A 15,509-nucleotide genomic window follows, 5' to 3' on the forward strand; every position below is an offset into this window, starting at 1 on the left:
CGCCTGCTCAATAGCAAAAGGCGCCATTTAACCTGACGTAATATTGGCGCCATTTGCTGAAAAAATGGCGTGTTTCGCTAGTGATGATGGTTGGCGTTAGCACCAGAATAGACCCCACGATTTATCATTAAAAATGACTGGGGTCGAAAAAATGAAAAAAACAATTTTGATTACAGGTGCGTCTTCAGGCTTTGGTCTGATGCTTGCCACCAAACTTCATAAAGACGGCTTCAGCGTCATTGGGACCAGCCGCCAGCCAGAGAAATATGCAGGCAAAGTCCCGTTCAGACTGTTAAGACTCGATATCGATGATGACAGCTCCATTGAGTCGTTTACACAGGAGTTGTTCACTTACACAAACCGACTGGATGTGCTCGTCAACAACGCTGGCTATATGGTGACTGGCCTCGCGGAGGAAACACCTATCGGCGTTGGGCGGGAACAGTTTGAAACTAATTTCTGGGGCACCATCAGGGTCACGAATGCGTTACTGCCCTATTTTCGCAAACAGCAGAGTGGGCAGATCATTACCGTCAGTTCGATAGTTGGTTTGATTGGCCCTCCGAACCTGTCCTATTACACGGCCTCAAAACACGCGGTTCAGGGTTATTTTAAGTCTCTTCGATTTGAACTGGATCAGTTCAACATAAAAGTCAGTATGGTTGAGCCGGTTTGGTTTAAAACTAATCTCGGTAATCACTCTGTTTCATCGGCTGATCATCATATCCCGGACTATGACGCTTACCGTCGTCAGGCACAAGCAGCTACACAAAAAGGGATTAACGAGGCGGAAGAGCCAGATGCCGTTGTATCAACCATCACCAGGCTTATCCAGACCAAAGAACCGAAATTCAGTAATCCTGTTGGCAGGATGACCGGTGTCATTCTTTTCTTACAGAGCTACCTTCCGGGGATGTTCGAGGGCTCGATTCTGAAAAGCGTTAAAACGGCAAAGTAAACCTGCTATCTGAATAAAGACACACCGGAGGCTGCCCTGAGCAGTTATCCGGTGAACATGACTTAACAACTGGTGGAGAATCCAATGAGTAATTCTGAATTACATGCCGTTGCAGATATTCAGACAGGCCTGCCCCATGAGGCCGCACAAGCCGGGCTGAAAGAATGGCACCGAATTGTTGCCGCACTGGACTGGCAGAGCCTCCCTGAACTGCTAACCGAGGATGTTATTTTCCGTAACCCTGCATCGATTGAGGCATATCGTGGCAAGGAAATGATGGTGGCCATTCTTGGCGCCGTATTCAGCGTAATGGAAGATTTCAGATACCTGCGACACTTCGGCAGCAGTACAGGTTACGTCCTTGAGTTCAGTGCCCGCGTCGGTGATGACGAAATATTCGGTGTCGATCTCGTGGAATTCAATCAGGAAGGCAAAATCACCGATTTCATGGTCATGATGCGCCCCGCACATGTAGTTCTGAATCTATCAGCTGAAGCCGGTAAGCGTCTTGCTGCAGCACATTCTTCCGCAGAATAAACAGTCATCCTGACCCGACTAACTGCTCATTTTAAAGGTAATGACATGAAAAACTACTTATGCAAGTGGATCCCACCCCGGGCAGATTTTCTTGCCACTTTGTCCGCGGACGAACAGAAGTGGATGGGGCAACATGGCGATTATTTGAACGAACTTCTTGCTCAGGGCGTTATCGTTGCTCATGGTCCAGTCATTAACGATGGAGAGGGTTACGGTGTCTCGCTTTACCAGATTGCTGACGATGAAGATATTGCAGACTACACGTCACAGGATCCAATCGTAAAAAATGGTGTTGGTCATTATGAGCATTACGACATGCCTCATTTATCCGCGCGAAAATAATAGCCTGATTTCACAAAAGAGAAGACGATGAAAATTAAAGATACTGTCGCACTGGTTACCGGCGCAAACAGAGGTTTAGGTGCTGCTTTTGCCCGTGCATTACTCTCAGCGGGGGCTCGTAAAGTGTATGCCGCAGCGCGCGACCCACTGACGGTCACGCAACCGGGAGTTATACCTGTTCGTCTGGATGTGACCCGTCCTGAAGAGGTGGAAGCTCTGGCTCGCGAACTGGGCGACGTCAGTTTAGTGGTCAACAACGCAGGCATTGGCGGTTCGGGTTCCGTCCTTGATCCCGCAGCCATCGATACACTTCGTAGTCAGTTTGAGACAAATGCTGTTGGCCCACTGCGCCTGACACAGGCATTTGCCCCAATTCTGGCTAAGCATGACAGCAGCGCTGTCATCAATGTGATCTCCGCCCTGAGCTGGGTCACATTACCCGGTATGACGGGAAGTTACAGTGCTTCAAAAGCTGCCGCCTGGGCTTTAAGCAATGCCATGCGGCAGGAACTGAAGGCCCAGGGAACAGAGGTTCTGTCGCTGCATGTTGCTTTCATGGACACAGATATGGCGCGCGGCGTTCCCGGAGACAAAGCATCACCTGATGACATAGCGCAAATGACACTCGCTGCATTAGAGGACGGACAATCTGAAATCCTGGCTGATGAGGTCACTCAAAGCGTGCATGCCGGGTTGACGGCTAATCCTCCGATGTATCTGGGTATGGTCGGGTAACCCCCAGAGCCGTTAATACCTCAGGGTTTCGCTCTGACTGAGCGCATGTTTGCGGGGCAAAGTGCTCCGCAAAACTTAACTCTACAGAGTCATGCCCCCGGCCGCGTTCTGCTGATTGCCCAATCTTACATCAATGACTGTTCTAAGTTGTTATCCGGGAAATATATCTTCACGATCCGAGACCCCGATGAGTGATTCTACAATGCATCCAATAAAAGAGACTCAGACAAATCCCCCTCATCAGGCTGCGCAAACCGGACTGAGAGAGTGGTACCGAATTATTGCAAACCAGGACTGGGAGAATATCGCGGATCTTTTCTCTGATGATGTGATAGTGCACAGCCCACTCTCAACAGAGCCGATTGACGCTAAAGATAATATCGCCGCTATACTAGCCGCGCGTTTCAGTGTTATTAATGATTTCAGGTATATGCGGCAATTTTGCAACCACACGGGTTATGTCATTGAGTTCAGCGGCAGAGTTGGGAATGATGTTATATTCGGTTTTGATCTGGTTGAATTTAGTGCTCAGGGAAAAATTACCTCACTTAAGATGATAATGCGTCCCTCAAGAATGGTTGTGAGTCTATCTGCAGAGCACGACTGGCATTAACATAATGGATTATTATATCTGCAGTGTGTGATTAATCCTGTCCGCTTTTGGCACGAAGCAGACCGCCTGAAGCGCCGTTAGGTCAGCTTTGAGCGAACAGTGGACGTTGCAGAACCATGATATAGATGTCGGCTAAATTTCTGACAGAACCGAAAAGACTGCATTCAAAACCTGGCCATCATCAATGGCTGAGGCTGCTTCATAAATTGCTTCGGTTGCTGACTCAATTGAATCATCTCTCCCGGCGAAAGCGAGGGCTGAAACTGCGCGTGCCTGGCTAAACAAATGCAAAGCTTGAGGATTTAATTCCCTCTCTTCGTTCTGACTATCATGCAGGTTAAAATATTCTTCATCTAACTGTGCAGCCAGCCTTTCCAGTTTGGAAACCTGCTCGATCGATAGCTTATATCCTGATAGTAGTTGCCTGAGTGATTCGTCCACTACATGCAGGTCTACCGGACAGATTTGAACAGCGAGTTCGCATGCCACTCTGACTGCACTTCTTCGTTTTTCTTCACTTACTACCTTAATTTTTTCTGCCAGGTGTTTGTCTAGCATTTCTAAACGCATAATCCTCTCCCTCTGGTATCGGCTTTCACACATATTGCCCTGACATGTGACCAGCTCACCATAAATTAATATATCTCGATGTAAGCAACATCCGCAGTTGGCACTCAGCGGACCGCCTATGGGAACGAGAGGGCCGCTCTGAGCGATCAGCGGACATATAAACGCCAAATTGGTTAGGTGGGGAGTCATGACTGATAATTATGCCATAACCCATATGAAACAGGCCGGATAACTGATCATCTTAGGCTTCACAAATGATTTCATTGACAATAAAAAGTAATATATAAAAGTCAGTTGATGTTTTTATTCGTATAAAGAAGCCTCTCCTTCCGGACGGGTTTTAAACCGGCGATGCATCCACAGGTATTGTTCTGGGGCGCGGAGGATTTCATTTTCGATGATCTTATTCATGTAACCAGCTGCGACGATCTCGTCTCCCTCGGGATACCCTGATAAAGGATTACTGACATACATCTGATAACCTTTTTTATCGCTCCGTCGGATCATGCTAAGAGTGATCAAATCTGCGCAAGCAAGTTTTGACAGTGCATACGTTCCATTCGTCGTGGCTGCTTTTTTTACGGAGAAAAAGGGAGCGAAAACGCTACCCTTAGGCCCATAATCCTGATCAGGTGCAAACCACACAGCTTCACCGGCCTTAAGTGCATGAACAAAGCCAGATAAATTACGTCGATTAATCATTGCCTTATTTGAGCGCATACGTCCTTTTGTCTGAACCCATTCCATCAATGGATTATTGTGCGGGCGATAAGTCGCCATCATAGGGTGACATAACCCCATTACTCTTCCGCATAATTCAAGAGACATGAAATGAATCCCGACAACCATTACCCCTCTGGTTGCATTTGTCAGGTTTTCAATTCCTTCGACATCAAACCATTTTTTGACTCTTGCATCACTCCAGAACCAGGCCATACCCGTTTCAATCAGTCCCAGCCCAAGAGAAACAAAGTTTTTACTAACCATCTGGCTTCGGACAAACGGTGTCATCTCGGGAAAGCAGAGTTCAATATTTCTGACCGCAATACCTTCCCGACGTTTCAGAAAGGGTCTGGATATTTTTCCAAGACCAGAGCCCAGCACATGTAATATTGGATAAGGAAGTTGAACGATAATCCATAGCAGGCCCAAACCAGTCCATATAAGCCAGTAGCGTGGATGAAGTAAATGGTGAGTAAATGGTTGTGACATGGTTTTTCCTTAAGGCAATTGAAGGTGGTAACGCATAAGGAAAAAATGAGAAATTCGTCTTTAGCGATACACATCTTTTTAGACAGCTTAAGGGGGATTAAATTCAATAAAATAATTTTTCGCTACTCTTAAGAGATTCGGAAGATTGCGCGAAATTTTTAATCCAATGATTTTTGACGAAAAATTAATATTTTTATTATTAACGTCCAACAAATTATCTTGTTGGTTTGTCATTCTCAACACATTCAATAGGGTGAAAACGAATTTTGGGAAATTAGCTATCGTTTTTCTAGGGAATCTCGCCTTGTTTGAAGAAATCCCAGAAATTTCCGGGGCGATTGCATATTTGTCATTATTAAATCGAATTCTGTGAATAAAGAAAGGTTGACCTACCTGTGATGGCGACTCTAAGGGACATTTTGCTCAACAAGTACTGGAGGTTTCATTTCATTATCCTGTCGTCTACAACTGCAGTAAAAAGAAATCTTTTGATCTTCCTGTATTGTCACGTTCGGTTACAAGGACTGATCAACTGCCGATGCACTAACATTCTGGTGCACTACATAATTACATTCAGGGCATTCCAGAACCGATTCTTTCCGTAATTTCCACACTGTCTGAGCGGCCCTGTGTGTATGTCTGGCAGGCAACATGAACAGGTTTTTCTTTAAAATGGCTGAGTTCTTGCGTATAAGAAATGAGTGTCTGTAAACTATAATAGTTATTATGTGTTTTTATAAAAATGACTGTATTGAATTCCGACCATTGATAACTGAATCATAAATTGAATCTCTGTTTTATGATACAATACCCTTCCATGAGAAATTTATGATGAAATCTGATGATACACTTGATTGGTACCCGGCACAGTTGCCGCCAGTGAAAATGATCCTTGGTGAAGCCCTGCTGGCTGTGGGCAAACAGGGCAGGCCGATTAACACCCGTACGTTGCTTGAATATTTACAGGTGATGCAGGGCAAGCAAAAAAGACGGGATGACAAAGTTGCCATGCAGACCGCGATTGATGTTCTCAGGGATAATCAGCGCATTAACGGCAGGCGTTAATGCGCATTTTAATTCCGCGTCAGTTCTGAATGATTTCAACTGTATGGTTTTGTCCGTCATCCAGCAGAGGAATTCTGTCATCAGGCAGACCGTGACCATCCAGAGTGACCCGATATACTCCGTCACCGCGCGAAATATTAATCTGATAATGGCTTTCGCCATATTGGTATGTCATAGCAAAAGATGACCACTCCTCCGGCAACCGAGCATGGACAGTGAAGGCGGTACCGGATCGTTTTATTCCCAGTAATTCCTCGGTCAGAAGACGCCAGGCCCAGCCTGCGGAACCGGTATACCAGCTCCAGCCTGCTCGTCCGGTATGGGGAGCAACGCTATAGACATCAGCACTCATAACGTAGGGTTCTGCTTTATAGACCGCAACTCCTTCTGCATCCAACGTGTGATTGATCGGGTTGAGCATTGACCAGAGTTGCCAGGCGCGTTCTGTATTCCCCATTCGGGCAAATGCCATTACTGCCCAGATGGCACCATGTGTATACTGCCCTCCGTTCTCCCGAACACCAGGCAGATATCCCTGAATGTAACCCGGGTTAGAACCATGCCCATCGAAAGGGGGGATTAACAGTTTTATTAATCCTCCTTCGTTATCTACAAGGTGCTTATCCAGCGCCTGCATGGCCTGTGTGTAGCGGACCGGGCTTGCGGCCCCGGACAATACAGACCAGCTCTGTGCAATCGCATCAATCCGGCAGTCCTGCGAAGCTTTCGACCCCAGGGGGGTACCATCGTCAAAATACCCGCGCCGGTACCATTCGCCATCCCAGGCGTGGGCTTCGAGATTGTTTTGCAGGCGCAGGGCCTGTGAACGATATATCGAGGCGACAGTGTCATCCTCCCTGCGCTCCGCCAGGGCTGCAAACCGCTGCAAAATGTCGTACAGGAAAAAGCCCAGCCAGACGCTTTCACCTTTACCTTCAATACCAACCCGGTTCATCCCGTCATTCCAGTCGCCTGCCCCCATCAGAGGCAGGCCATGCTCTCCGAACCGCAGACCATATTGAATCGCTTTGACGCAGTGGAACCAGAGAGTCTCTTCGGTATCGCTGATGATCGGTGTGTCATAGACAGACTCTTCACCTGGCAGAAGCTGACGCCCCTCCAGATAAGGGATACGTATTTCCAGAACATCCTTATCCCCCGTCGTTTCCACATAGTGGCAAACGGCAAGTGGAAGCCACAGGTAGTCATCAGAACAGCGGGTACGAACACCGTTGCCATGTGGCGGGTGCCACCAGTGTTGCACATCTCCCTCAATAAATTGCCGTGATGCACAAAGTATTATCTGTTCACGCATTCGGTTCGGATCGGCATGACTCAGTGCCAGTGTATCCTGCAACTGATCGCGAAAACCAAATGCACCGCCAGACTGATAGTAACCACTGCGGGCCATAAGGCGACAGGCGACTGTCTGATACATTAGCCAGCCATTAACCAGTAAATTTACGGAAGTGTCGGGGGTGTTAACCACGATTTTATCGAGCACATTGTGCCAGTGGTTGTGAACCCGGTTTAGCTCCTGGCGGACCGTATTCTCATTCATATAATGGGCAAGACTCTCTTGAGCACGTGCGTGATTTTCATCTGCGCCGAGGATAAAAATAAATGTCCTCTGATCCCCATCAATTAATGTGACCGCCGATTGTACCGCCCCGCAGGGATCCACCCCTGCTCCCGTCTTACCTGAAAGTCTGCGCAATTTCATAGCAGACGGATCGTGCAGAGAACCATTACGGCCGATAAACTCGCGACGGTCGCCTGTCAGTGAACAATCATTACCGCTGACGGCAAAAAATGCAGTACGCTCGCCACCGTTATCACCGTAAAAATTGTTCGCCAGTACCCCGCAGCCGCCAGATATACTGGCCGCCTGTGTCACAATGTGAGGAGCTGAACGCGTTCGGGCCTCTCCGAGTGTCCACTCAACATAGCCAGTGGCAGAGAGTTTACGTGTCCGTCCCGAAGTGTTACTGATCGTCAGGAGCGCCAGTTTTACCGGCGCCTCTTCGGCAACCAGGACCGTCAGCTCGCTGTCTATACCGTTCTCACGATGGGCAAAAACGCTGTAACCAAAACCATGACGAGTCAGATAATTACCGTGTCCGCGAACAGGCAAAGCCGTCGGTGACCAACACTCACCGCTCTCTTCATCGCGCAGATAAAACGCCTCGCCGCTGCGATCGCTCACCGGATCGTTCTCCCACGGTGTTAACCGGTATTCATGTGCATTCTCATACCAGGTGTAAGCCTGTCCCGCCTCTGAAATCACGCTGCCAAAATGGGAATTAGCCAGTACGTTTGACCAGGGGGCCGGTGTCAGCGCATTTTCACGCAGGACAATCTGATATTCCCGACCATCCTGCGAAAATCCACCGTACCCATTGAAATGACATAACTGACTGATGTCGGGAATCCAGTCCGTATGTTGATTACGCTCCCGCACAGCATGTGGAATGAATGCTCTTACCGGAGGTTTCAGGGTATTAATACGCTGGTTAAGCTGCTCATTAATTCCACCTGTGCGGTCATCAAGATAAAGACAGGCCACGCTCATCAAAAGCAACTTATCCTCAGCGGAGAGGTGCTCGCCATTCCGGACAAAAAGCCCGCCCGGTTTATCCAGCAGACTGGCCTCAGACCCGGCATAAATTAAATCCATAATCTGATTTTGTAATTCCTGCTGGTAGCCCCCGGGGCTGTTATTCATGATCACTAAATCAACATCCAGTCCTTTCTGTCTCCAGTACCGGTGTGCCTGAATCAGTGTGGTAACGGAGGCGATACTTTCCTCGCTGGTAATAATGAGCAGCACTATCGGCAGATCACCTGAAATTGCCCAGCCCCACAGACCTGACTGACCACGCCGGTTTCGGCTGATCACCCGACCTTCGGCGCGTAGCTCCTGGACAGGGTAAAGCACTGCGCTGGCGAGACGATTAAACAAGGTGGCATCATCTTCACTGGCGTTCATCTGGCGTAATACCACCAGACTATGAGACCAGGCCAGTTCAAAGACTCGATCAGCAATAGGGTAGTCGCGATATTTCTCCAGCAACTCCAGACTCTGCTGGCGGTTATCGCTGATACCATAAATGATATCAATCGTGACCGGCTGCCCCGGCTGCAGAATGATGGTGTTGCGTATCGCCAGTATAGGGTCCAGTACTGGCCCCGATGTGTTGCTGAGCGACCCTCCGCCCTCTATTGCAAGGGCGTTAGCGGGAGTTCTGCCACGACCAAGAAATTTTGCCCTGTCCGTTTCAAACGAGACGTTATGACGGTTATCGCCATGCACCACCATCATATGAAACAGGCAGGGACTCGATTCATCCGGTGAGCGCGGGCGCCGGTGGCAAAGAATAGCGTCACGTTCAGGATTCAGCTCAGTCTGAATAAACAAATTGCTGAATGCCGGGTGTGCCTGATCGCTGGCATCAGGTGCCAGTACCACTTCGGCATAGGTTGTCAGCTCCAGGGATCGGGGCTGGCGACCACGATGAATCAGTGTGAGCCGTCGCAGCTCAATATCATCCTCAGGGGAGATCACAACCTGAGTTTTGACGCTGAGTCCAGCGAAGGTACGTCTGAATTCAGCGCTCGCATCGGTGAAGATCACTTCCTCGTCGTGTTCGCTGGCATTGCATGTCGGCTGCCAGGTATTGCTCCACACGTCGCCCGTCTGCATATCGCGGATATAGCAGAATGTTCCCCAGTTATCGCGCGTAGTATCACTGCGCCAGCGCGTAAGAGCAATATTATTCCAGCGACTGTAACCTCCCCCTCCCGCTGTCAACATCAGATGATAATGGCTGTTAGACAGCAACTGAATATCCGGGGCTGGTGTGTCTACCCCATTGAAAATCCGGGGTTCATAGCGAACGGGTTTCATTCTGCCCTCATGAGATTCAAAATGACGCCGCGGGCTATAGAGATCGACCGCATCCGGCACGCGTTCCTGTAAGAGCAGACTCGCTGACCGGAAAACTGTACTGGACATGAATCGCTCAGCCATGGGGGCACCAAGCAGCACATGGGCCAGCGCCTGAAAAGCCATGCCCTGGTGATGTGCCATCCATGACTGCACCACCGCATAGAGCTGACCGGTTGCGAGGCGTGAGGGGGTATAGTCCAGCGCTTCGTAAAAACCGTATTCGCCATGGGCGCCATTTTTTTGCAGTCTGAACAGATTCTCACAGGCTCTCTGTGGTGAGACTATCAGCGCCAGCAGTGTGGCGTACGGGGCGACAACCATGTCATCCGCAAGTCCCCTGCGCAGACCGAGCCCCGGTACGCCAAATGCCTGATATTGATAATTACGCTGAACATCAAAAGCATGATAACCAGACTCTGAAACTCCCCATGGTACCCCGCGTTCTTTCCCCCAGTGAATCTGGCGCATAACCGCAGACTGACTCATCTCATCAAGCAGACTGCCTGGCCAGGTGGGCATCACCAGATTCGGCATCAGGTATTCAAACATAGACCCGCTCCATGACATCAGGGCCGTTTCATTATCAATCGTGGTAAACAGCCGCCCCAGCGCGTACCAGCTTTTAAGAGGCAACTGATTAGTCGCAATAGCGAGAAAACTAGTCAGGCGGATTTCAGAGGGCAGCAGATCATAATGGCTCTTATCAGGCGTATTCGTGTCACAGTTATAACCGACACTGAGCAGACTGGTTGCTTCGCTGTACAGAAAGGCGAAATCCATCCGGGCATGCTCATTCAGCCGCTGTTCAAGCTCGGTGATAATATTCAGTCGCATCCGGGCCTGCTCTGCCGCTGACGCCGTAGGTGTTCCCTTACCGGAAAATGTTGCCTGGGCAAGCTCGCTCAGCGTCGGCAGCGGCTGTTCGTTCCTGGAGGCAGGTAGCCAGCCAAGCAGCAGCGACCACTCATGGCAAAGCTGAACCAGTTGATGCTCCAGATGCCCTGACCAGCGCATCTGAAGGGGAGACCCCTGATGACAGTGCGTTGTCAAATGGTTGCACTGGGTACGCATTCTTTTCAGCTCGCTGAAAAACGCCTGCGGAGGTAGCGACACCGCACTCAGCCAATGTTTGCGTAGCAGCCGCAGGCTATCAGGCGGGTTCTGACCCCACTGTTTTTCCAGAATATCCAGCGTATCGTTCAATCCAGCCAGTATCCGTTGGGTGTTTAAAACGGGCTGATGACGCATAGCGGACAGCCCTTCACGCAGTGTCAACAAGTGCCCCGCCATGTTTCCGCTGTCGACGCTTGAAACATAGCGTGGGCTGAGGGGGGCCAGTGTACGGGTGTCATACCAGTTATAAAGATGGCCCCGGTAATGCTCCATTTTATCCAGTGTGTCGAGGGTGAGCGACACGCGTCGTAGCACCTCTCCGCCGGGCAGGTAGCCAAAGTCCCAGGCTGTCAGGTTAGCCATAAGGGAAAGGCCAATATTGGTAGGAGAAGTACGATGGGCCACCGTCGGTTGCGGTATTTCCTGGTAGTTATCAGGCGGAAGCCAGTTTTCTTTTTCTGTGGCAAAGGTCTCAAAAAATGACCAGATTTCACGGCTTGTCTGGCGTAACAGCTGTATTTGTTCCTTATTTGGCGAAAACACCTTGTGCACAGGCTGGCGACTCAACCAGCTCATCAGCAGCGGTGCCAGACACCATAACAAACCGATCGACAAGGCAATCGACAGTAGTGGCGGTGCAAATTGTCCAGTCAGTATTGTAAGCGTCACGCCACATGCAACATTCAGCCACATCGCCTGATAAAAACGTGCAACAGAGGGTTTGTCCTGATTGCTGTCCAGACTGTGACTGACCCACTGGCTGAGGTGACGCCTGCTGACTCCCAGTCGCCATAGCGTCACGGCAATCGCCTTGAGCGAATATCCGGCTTCATGCGGCAGTATCGCAAAATTAAGGCCGACGCCTGACAAACGCTTCAGCGCGCCTGCCCCCACCAGTAACAGATGCGGCTTCAGGCGACGACGCAGAGGTTTATGCAGAAAGTTGTGGACGATGCTGAGGATGGTAGGTAACAGCCATATCAGTGCCAGTACGCCAAGCCAGTAAAATGGATTGGGTACCCAAATCAGGGAAAAGAACAGCAATACCAGTAAAGAAGGGGCGACCAGACTGCGACGCAAATTATCGAGTAATTTCCAGTAAGAAAGAGTGGACAGCGGGTTCTTGTCCCGGGTTCCATCAGTTTTTCTGACATGTGGCTTCAGCCAGTTAAGCAATTGCCAGTCGCCCCGGATCCAACGTGAACGACGCGCGACGTCCGAAAGGTAATTATTGGGGTACTGTTCGTAAAGTAAGACCTCACTTAGTAGCCCCGATCGTGCATAGCACCCTTCAAGTAAGTCATGGCTGAGAACCAGATTTTCCGGGCAAGTGTTGGCAGTGGCCTGTACAAAGATATCGACATCATAAATCCCTTTACCGACGAACGATCCTTCCCCAAAGAGATCCTGATAGATATCCGAAGACATCATCGAATAGGGATTAGTGCCCGGTATGCCGCTGCGCATGGCGGCGTAACGTCCCTGACCGTTAAGAGGTATCTCCTCTGCAAGGCCGGGTTGCAGAATGCCGAATCCTTTGACAACCCTCTGACTTGCAGGATCATACTCTGGCGTATTCAGCGGATGCGCCATCGTTGCGACCAGTTTGTGCGCCGTATCGCGTGGCAGCACCGTATCACTGTCCAGGGTAATGACGTATTTAATATGACCCGGTAAAAGCTGAGCAGGCATATCGGCAACGCTGACGAATTGTGTCCCCGGATGGCGCAACCAGCTATTCAGCAGTGCCAGTTTTCCCCGCTTGCGTTCATAACCCATCCACGTTCCTTCTGCGGGGTTCCATTCAGGCTGGCGGTGTAACAAATAAAAACGTGGGCGGTTGGAGGGATAACGGCGATTAAGTGCCTGCGTATCGACGATAGCCTGTCTGAGCAGAGCATTACTTTCCGGTGAGGGTTCATTCTCAGAATCAGAGAAATCGGTGAGCAGAGCAAACCTGAGATTTTCGTTTTCATTCCCCAGCCAGCAGACTTCCAGACTGGTGAGGAATTTGCTGAAACTGTCGTGGCTAGTCAGCATGCAAGGGATGACGATCATGGTTGCACTGTCAGCGGGAATGCCGGTTGAAAAGTCCATGCCTGGCAATGGACGAGGAACGCGAAAACGGGTTGTTGCGTCACTAAGTAAATCACTCATTAACTGAGTGAGAGCAATAATTAGAGGCAATGTTATCGGGATCAGCAGCCAGTCTGCACCCTGCAGGGCAGTTTCGTGCAATATTGCCGCTGTTGTTGCGGTGGCCAACAACGCAAGACTTCCAAGCCATGACAGCAGGGTTACTCGGTTGAAACTGTGGCGCAAACGTATGAGCCAGGAGGTGTTTGCCAACAGATGAATCTCCAGCTCCTGTCGCCCCTCACCCGCGAGATAATACCCTACGTGATGTTCCTGTTCGTCGGAAGCCTTACCCCCTGAAAGTGCCAGTACTCTCTCAGCAACCTCAGGCTCACTGAGACCACTATCCCTGGACAGGCGCTCAACAACGTGGCGGTAATGATCCCGGGTATTGAAGTGCATCCGGGAATAGATACCTGCAGGATCATTGCGTAATGCCTGTTCGACGACGCTTATCGTTTCGGCGAAATCAGCCCAGTCCGTTTCGCTCAGTAATCGCAGACCCGCGATGCTGTTACTGACAGATAGCTGGCTGGCGGCAAGCTGTTGATTGAAGCCATGTATGAGAAAATCAGTGGTGCGCCCTTGTTCCCGGAGGCACTGATCAACCCAGGTAAGAGGTAACGACAGCGTGTTACCATGTCCTTGCAGGCGCCTCACCAGCTCAGCGACAAACGCACTGGTTAACGGAGGACGGGAGCGCGCCATATCGGCAACCACCATGATTAAATCACCAGGCTTGTTCTCCGCACATTCGAAAATCCTTGTTATCCACGTATCTGCCAGGTTTCTGTCCTGTTGAGCTTTTATCACTTCCATACTGATACGCCGAAGATTTTCAATCAGCGCCAGGCGCAGCATACCCGGTAAGGCCCAGACTTCACCCAGTGTCAACGGTGTCACCTGTTGATAGGCTGTGAGATAGCTTGTCAGGCTGGAGGCATCCCAGCGGCCATCACCGTGAGCAATGGCCTCAGATGCAATATTGTAAATTCGTGGGCAATTCAGTGGTGACATCAGCGATGGAAGACCTTTACCGAAGCTTTTCGGCAAGTGCTGGCGGACAGTGCGGATTTGTTCTTCAATCAGGTAGTAATTGTCCAGCAGCCATTCCCCGGCGGGCATAATGCTCGTTTTTTTCCCGGCATTGAGCTCGTAACAGTTTTGCGTGATAACAGTTTCATTGTCGCTGAGCCGTTTCAGAAGGTAGTAAGCGGGTTTATCCGGCGATAATTTATGCGTGCGTGCCAGCTTCTGACCATAGCGTTCCATCTGTACGGTCGAAAAGAGTTCTGGCTGTGGAGTGTTTTCACCGGCAGGATCGTTCGCCGGAAACATAACGCGTCCGGAGGTATTCGTCGGAATACGGGAGCGGTCAAACCACGCCCAGGGTTTCATTTTCATAGCGTTGCTCTGATGCGACGTTAGCGCGCAGGAGCAGTTGCGAAATCAGTTCAGAAACGTTCTCTCAGGATGGGCGTAAGGCATCAGGGATTTAACAGCTGCTGGAATTTAACCTAAGTAGTATAGAACACCGGATTTCTGCGTGGATGAGTGTCATGTTGAGTGTGGTAAGACAAACAGCGCCTTACAACCCGGGCACAGCATTGTCTGTTGGCGGCGAACTCTGGAGAGAATTTGAGATGAGCGTAAGCCGCAAACCGGGCAGATGACAGAGGACGTCGATGAGCCACCAATTAATTTCATTGCGTAATCGATGAGAGACATGATGAGTAGCCTTTCAATGAATGAGCTTCACCGTAACACGTTTGATTGAAATTTAATCATTTAATTTTTCCTCCCATATAAATTTTCCAATAGTGGGATACCACAGGGAGAGATGACATTGTTTCAGGAAAGATAGATGTTTGCAGCCACCGGACCACAGAGACCGTTGATCCGACAAAATTCGATGCGTATCCCTGGAATGAGTAATTCTGATTCTCTGGAGTTAACGGCTGAAATGTGAAGAAGAACGTCTTTTCGACCATCTGAAGGGGTGATGAGGCCTTTGCCACTGAGACTGTCAAAACTTTTGACAATTCCTGTCATTTTACGGGACAAGTCAATTCCTTTTATTGAAAACACATAATAACTATACGTTGAAATAAATTTAATGCCACTTTTAATTTATCCTCTCGGCCCTCTGGACGGCTAAAATATAATTTGCTTATTATAATTCCCTGAATCGCCACGGATAATCTAGACACTTCCGAGCCGTTGATAATACTGGTTTTCATATTCTGTCGGTGACATCTGTTCGCTAGAACCATGCCGAC

Annotated in this window: 12 protein-coding genes; 6 read left to right on the top strand and 6 right to left on the bottom strand. The window is 49.6% G+C overall.

The window, feature by feature from the left end:
* The first annotated feature begins 151 nt into the window (after positions 1-151).
* From DFO56_RS24095 to DFO56_RS24115, 5 genes are all read left to right on the top strand, one after another.
* Entirely contained in the window at positions 152-958 is an 807-nt protein-coding gene (locus tag DFO56_RS24095; protein ID WP_045514371.1) for an SDR family NAD(P)-dependent oxidoreductase, read from the top strand.
* An 84-nt stretch (positions 959-1,042) separates the two neighbouring features.
* Entirely contained in the window at positions 1,043-1,495 is a 453-nt protein-coding gene (locus DFO56_RS24100; protein ID WP_045514369.1) for a nuclear transport factor 2 family protein, read from the top strand.
* 45 nt (positions 1,496-1,540) lie between these two features.
* A complete protein-coding gene (locus DFO56_RS24105) occupies positions 1,541-1,837 on the top strand; it encodes a YciI family protein (RefSeq protein WP_045514368.1) in 297 nt (98 codons plus the stop codon).
* Positions 1,838-1,864: 27 nt separating this feature from the next.
* Positions 1,865-2,572 carry an SDR family oxidoreductase gene (locus tag DFO56_RS24110; protein ID WP_045514366.1) on the top strand — a complete coding sequence of 236 codons (708 nt, stop codon included), beginning with the start codon at positions 1,865-1,867 and terminating at the stop codon, positions 2,570-2,572.
* Between the two features lie 187 nt (positions 2,573-2,759).
* Positions 2,760-3,185, top strand: coding sequence for a nuclear transport factor 2 family protein (locus DFO56_RS24115; protein WP_045514364.1), 426 nt, complete (start codon positions 2,760-2,762; stop codon positions 3,183-3,185).
* A gap of 132 nt (positions 3,186-3,317) precedes the next feature.
* On the opposite strand, the gene DFO56_RS24120 is transcribed toward DFO56_RS24115, so the two are convergent.
* Positions 3,318-3,755 carry a hypothetical protein gene (locus DFO56_RS24120; protein ID WP_045514362.1) on the bottom strand — a complete coding sequence of 146 codons (438 nt, stop codon included), beginning with the start codon at positions 3,753-3,755 and terminating at the stop codon, positions 3,318-3,320.
* A 303-nt stretch (positions 3,756-4,058) separates the two neighbouring features.
* On the bottom strand, positions 4,059-4,967 hold the full coding sequence (lpxP, locus tag DFO56_RS24125) for a kdo(2)-lipid IV(A) palmitoleoyltransferase (RefSeq protein ID WP_045514360.1): 909 nt from the start codon (positions 4,965-4,967) through the stop codon (positions 4,059-4,061).
* Between the two features lie 831 nt (positions 4,968-5,798).
* On the opposite strand from lpxP, the gene DFO56_RS24130 reads away from it, so the two are divergent.
* Positions 5,799-6,032: a hypothetical protein gene (locus tag DFO56_RS24130; protein WP_045514395.1), complete on the top strand. Its 234-nt coding sequence runs from the start codon at positions 5,799-5,801 to the stop codon at positions 6,030-6,032.
* Between the two features lie 19 nt (positions 6,033-6,051).
* Here the strand turns inward: DFO56_RS24130 and DFO56_RS24135 are convergent, their stop codons facing one another.
* From DFO56_RS24135 to DFO56_RS25065, 4 genes are all read right to left on the bottom strand, one after another.
* The gene (locus DFO56_RS24135; protein ID WP_045514358.1) at positions 6,052-14,634 is read right to left on the bottom strand and encodes a GH36-type glycosyl hydrolase domain-containing protein; all 8,583 of its coding nucleotides are present in this window, start codon (positions 14,632-14,634) and stop codon (positions 6,052-6,054) included.
* 153 nt (positions 14,635-14,787) lie between these two features.
* The gene (locus DFO56_RS25060; RefSeq protein ID WP_255419539.1) at positions 14,788-14,958 is read right to left on the bottom strand and encodes a transposase; all 171 of its coding nucleotides are present in this window, start codon (positions 14,956-14,958) and stop codon (positions 14,788-14,790) included.
* A 123-nt stretch (positions 14,959-15,081) separates the two neighbouring features.
* On the bottom strand, positions 15,082-15,294 hold the full coding sequence (gene cspF / locus DFO56_RS24140) for a cold shock-like protein CspF (RefSeq protein WP_072051671.1): 213 nt from the start codon (positions 15,292-15,294) through the stop codon (positions 15,082-15,084).
* Positions 15,295-15,305: 11 nt separating this feature from the next.
* The coding region (locus tag DFO56_RS25065; RefSeq protein WP_233500435.1) for a hypothetical protein at positions 15,306-15,509 on the bottom strand (204 nt) is incomplete at its 5' end.

This window comes from Kosakonia sp. AG348, from assembly GCF_003337365.1.
Taxonomy (GTDB): domain Bacteria; phylum Pseudomonadota; class Gammaproteobacteria; order Enterobacterales; family Enterobacteriaceae; genus Kosakonia.

Bases quoted from the DNA above. Each gene is read 5' to 3' on its own strand.
- DFO56_RS24100 (WP_045514369.1), top strand. From the start codon at position 1,043: ATGAGTAATTCTGAATTACATGCCGTTGCAGATATTCAGACAGGCCTG.
- DFO56_RS24130 (WP_045514395.1), top strand. From the start codon at position 5,799: ATGAAATCTGATGATACACTTGATTGGTACCCGGCACAGTTGCCGCCA.
- DFO56_RS24115 (WP_045514364.1), top strand. From the start codon at position 2,760: ATGAGTGATTCTACAATGCATCCAATAAAAGAGACTCAGACAAATCCC.
- DFO56_RS25060 (WP_255419539.1), bottom strand. From the start codon at position 14,958: ATGTCTCTCATCGATTACGCAATGAAATTAATTGGTGGCTCATCGACG.
- DFO56_RS24110 (WP_045514366.1), top strand. From the start codon at position 1,865: ATGAAAATTAAAGATACTGTCGCACTGGTTACCGGCGCAAACAGAGGT.
- DFO56_RS24105 (WP_045514368.1), top strand. From the start codon at position 1,541: ATGAAAAACTACTTATGCAAGTGGATCCCACCCCGGGCAGATTTTCTT.
- DFO56_RS24120 (WP_045514362.1), bottom strand. From the start codon at position 3,755: ATGCGTTTAGAAATGCTAGACAAACACCTGGCAGAAAAAATTAAGGTA.
- lpxP (WP_045514360.1), bottom strand. From the start codon at position 4,967: ATGTCACAACCATTTACTCACCATTTACTTCATCCACGCTACTGGCTT.
- DFO56_RS24095 (WP_045514371.1), top strand. From the start codon at position 152: ATGAAAAAAACAATTTTGATTACAGGTGCGTCTTCAGGCTTTGGTCTG.
- DFO56_RS24135 (WP_045514358.1), bottom strand. From the start codon at position 14,634: ATGAAAATGAAACCCTGGGCGTGGTTTGACCGCTCCCGTATTCCGACG.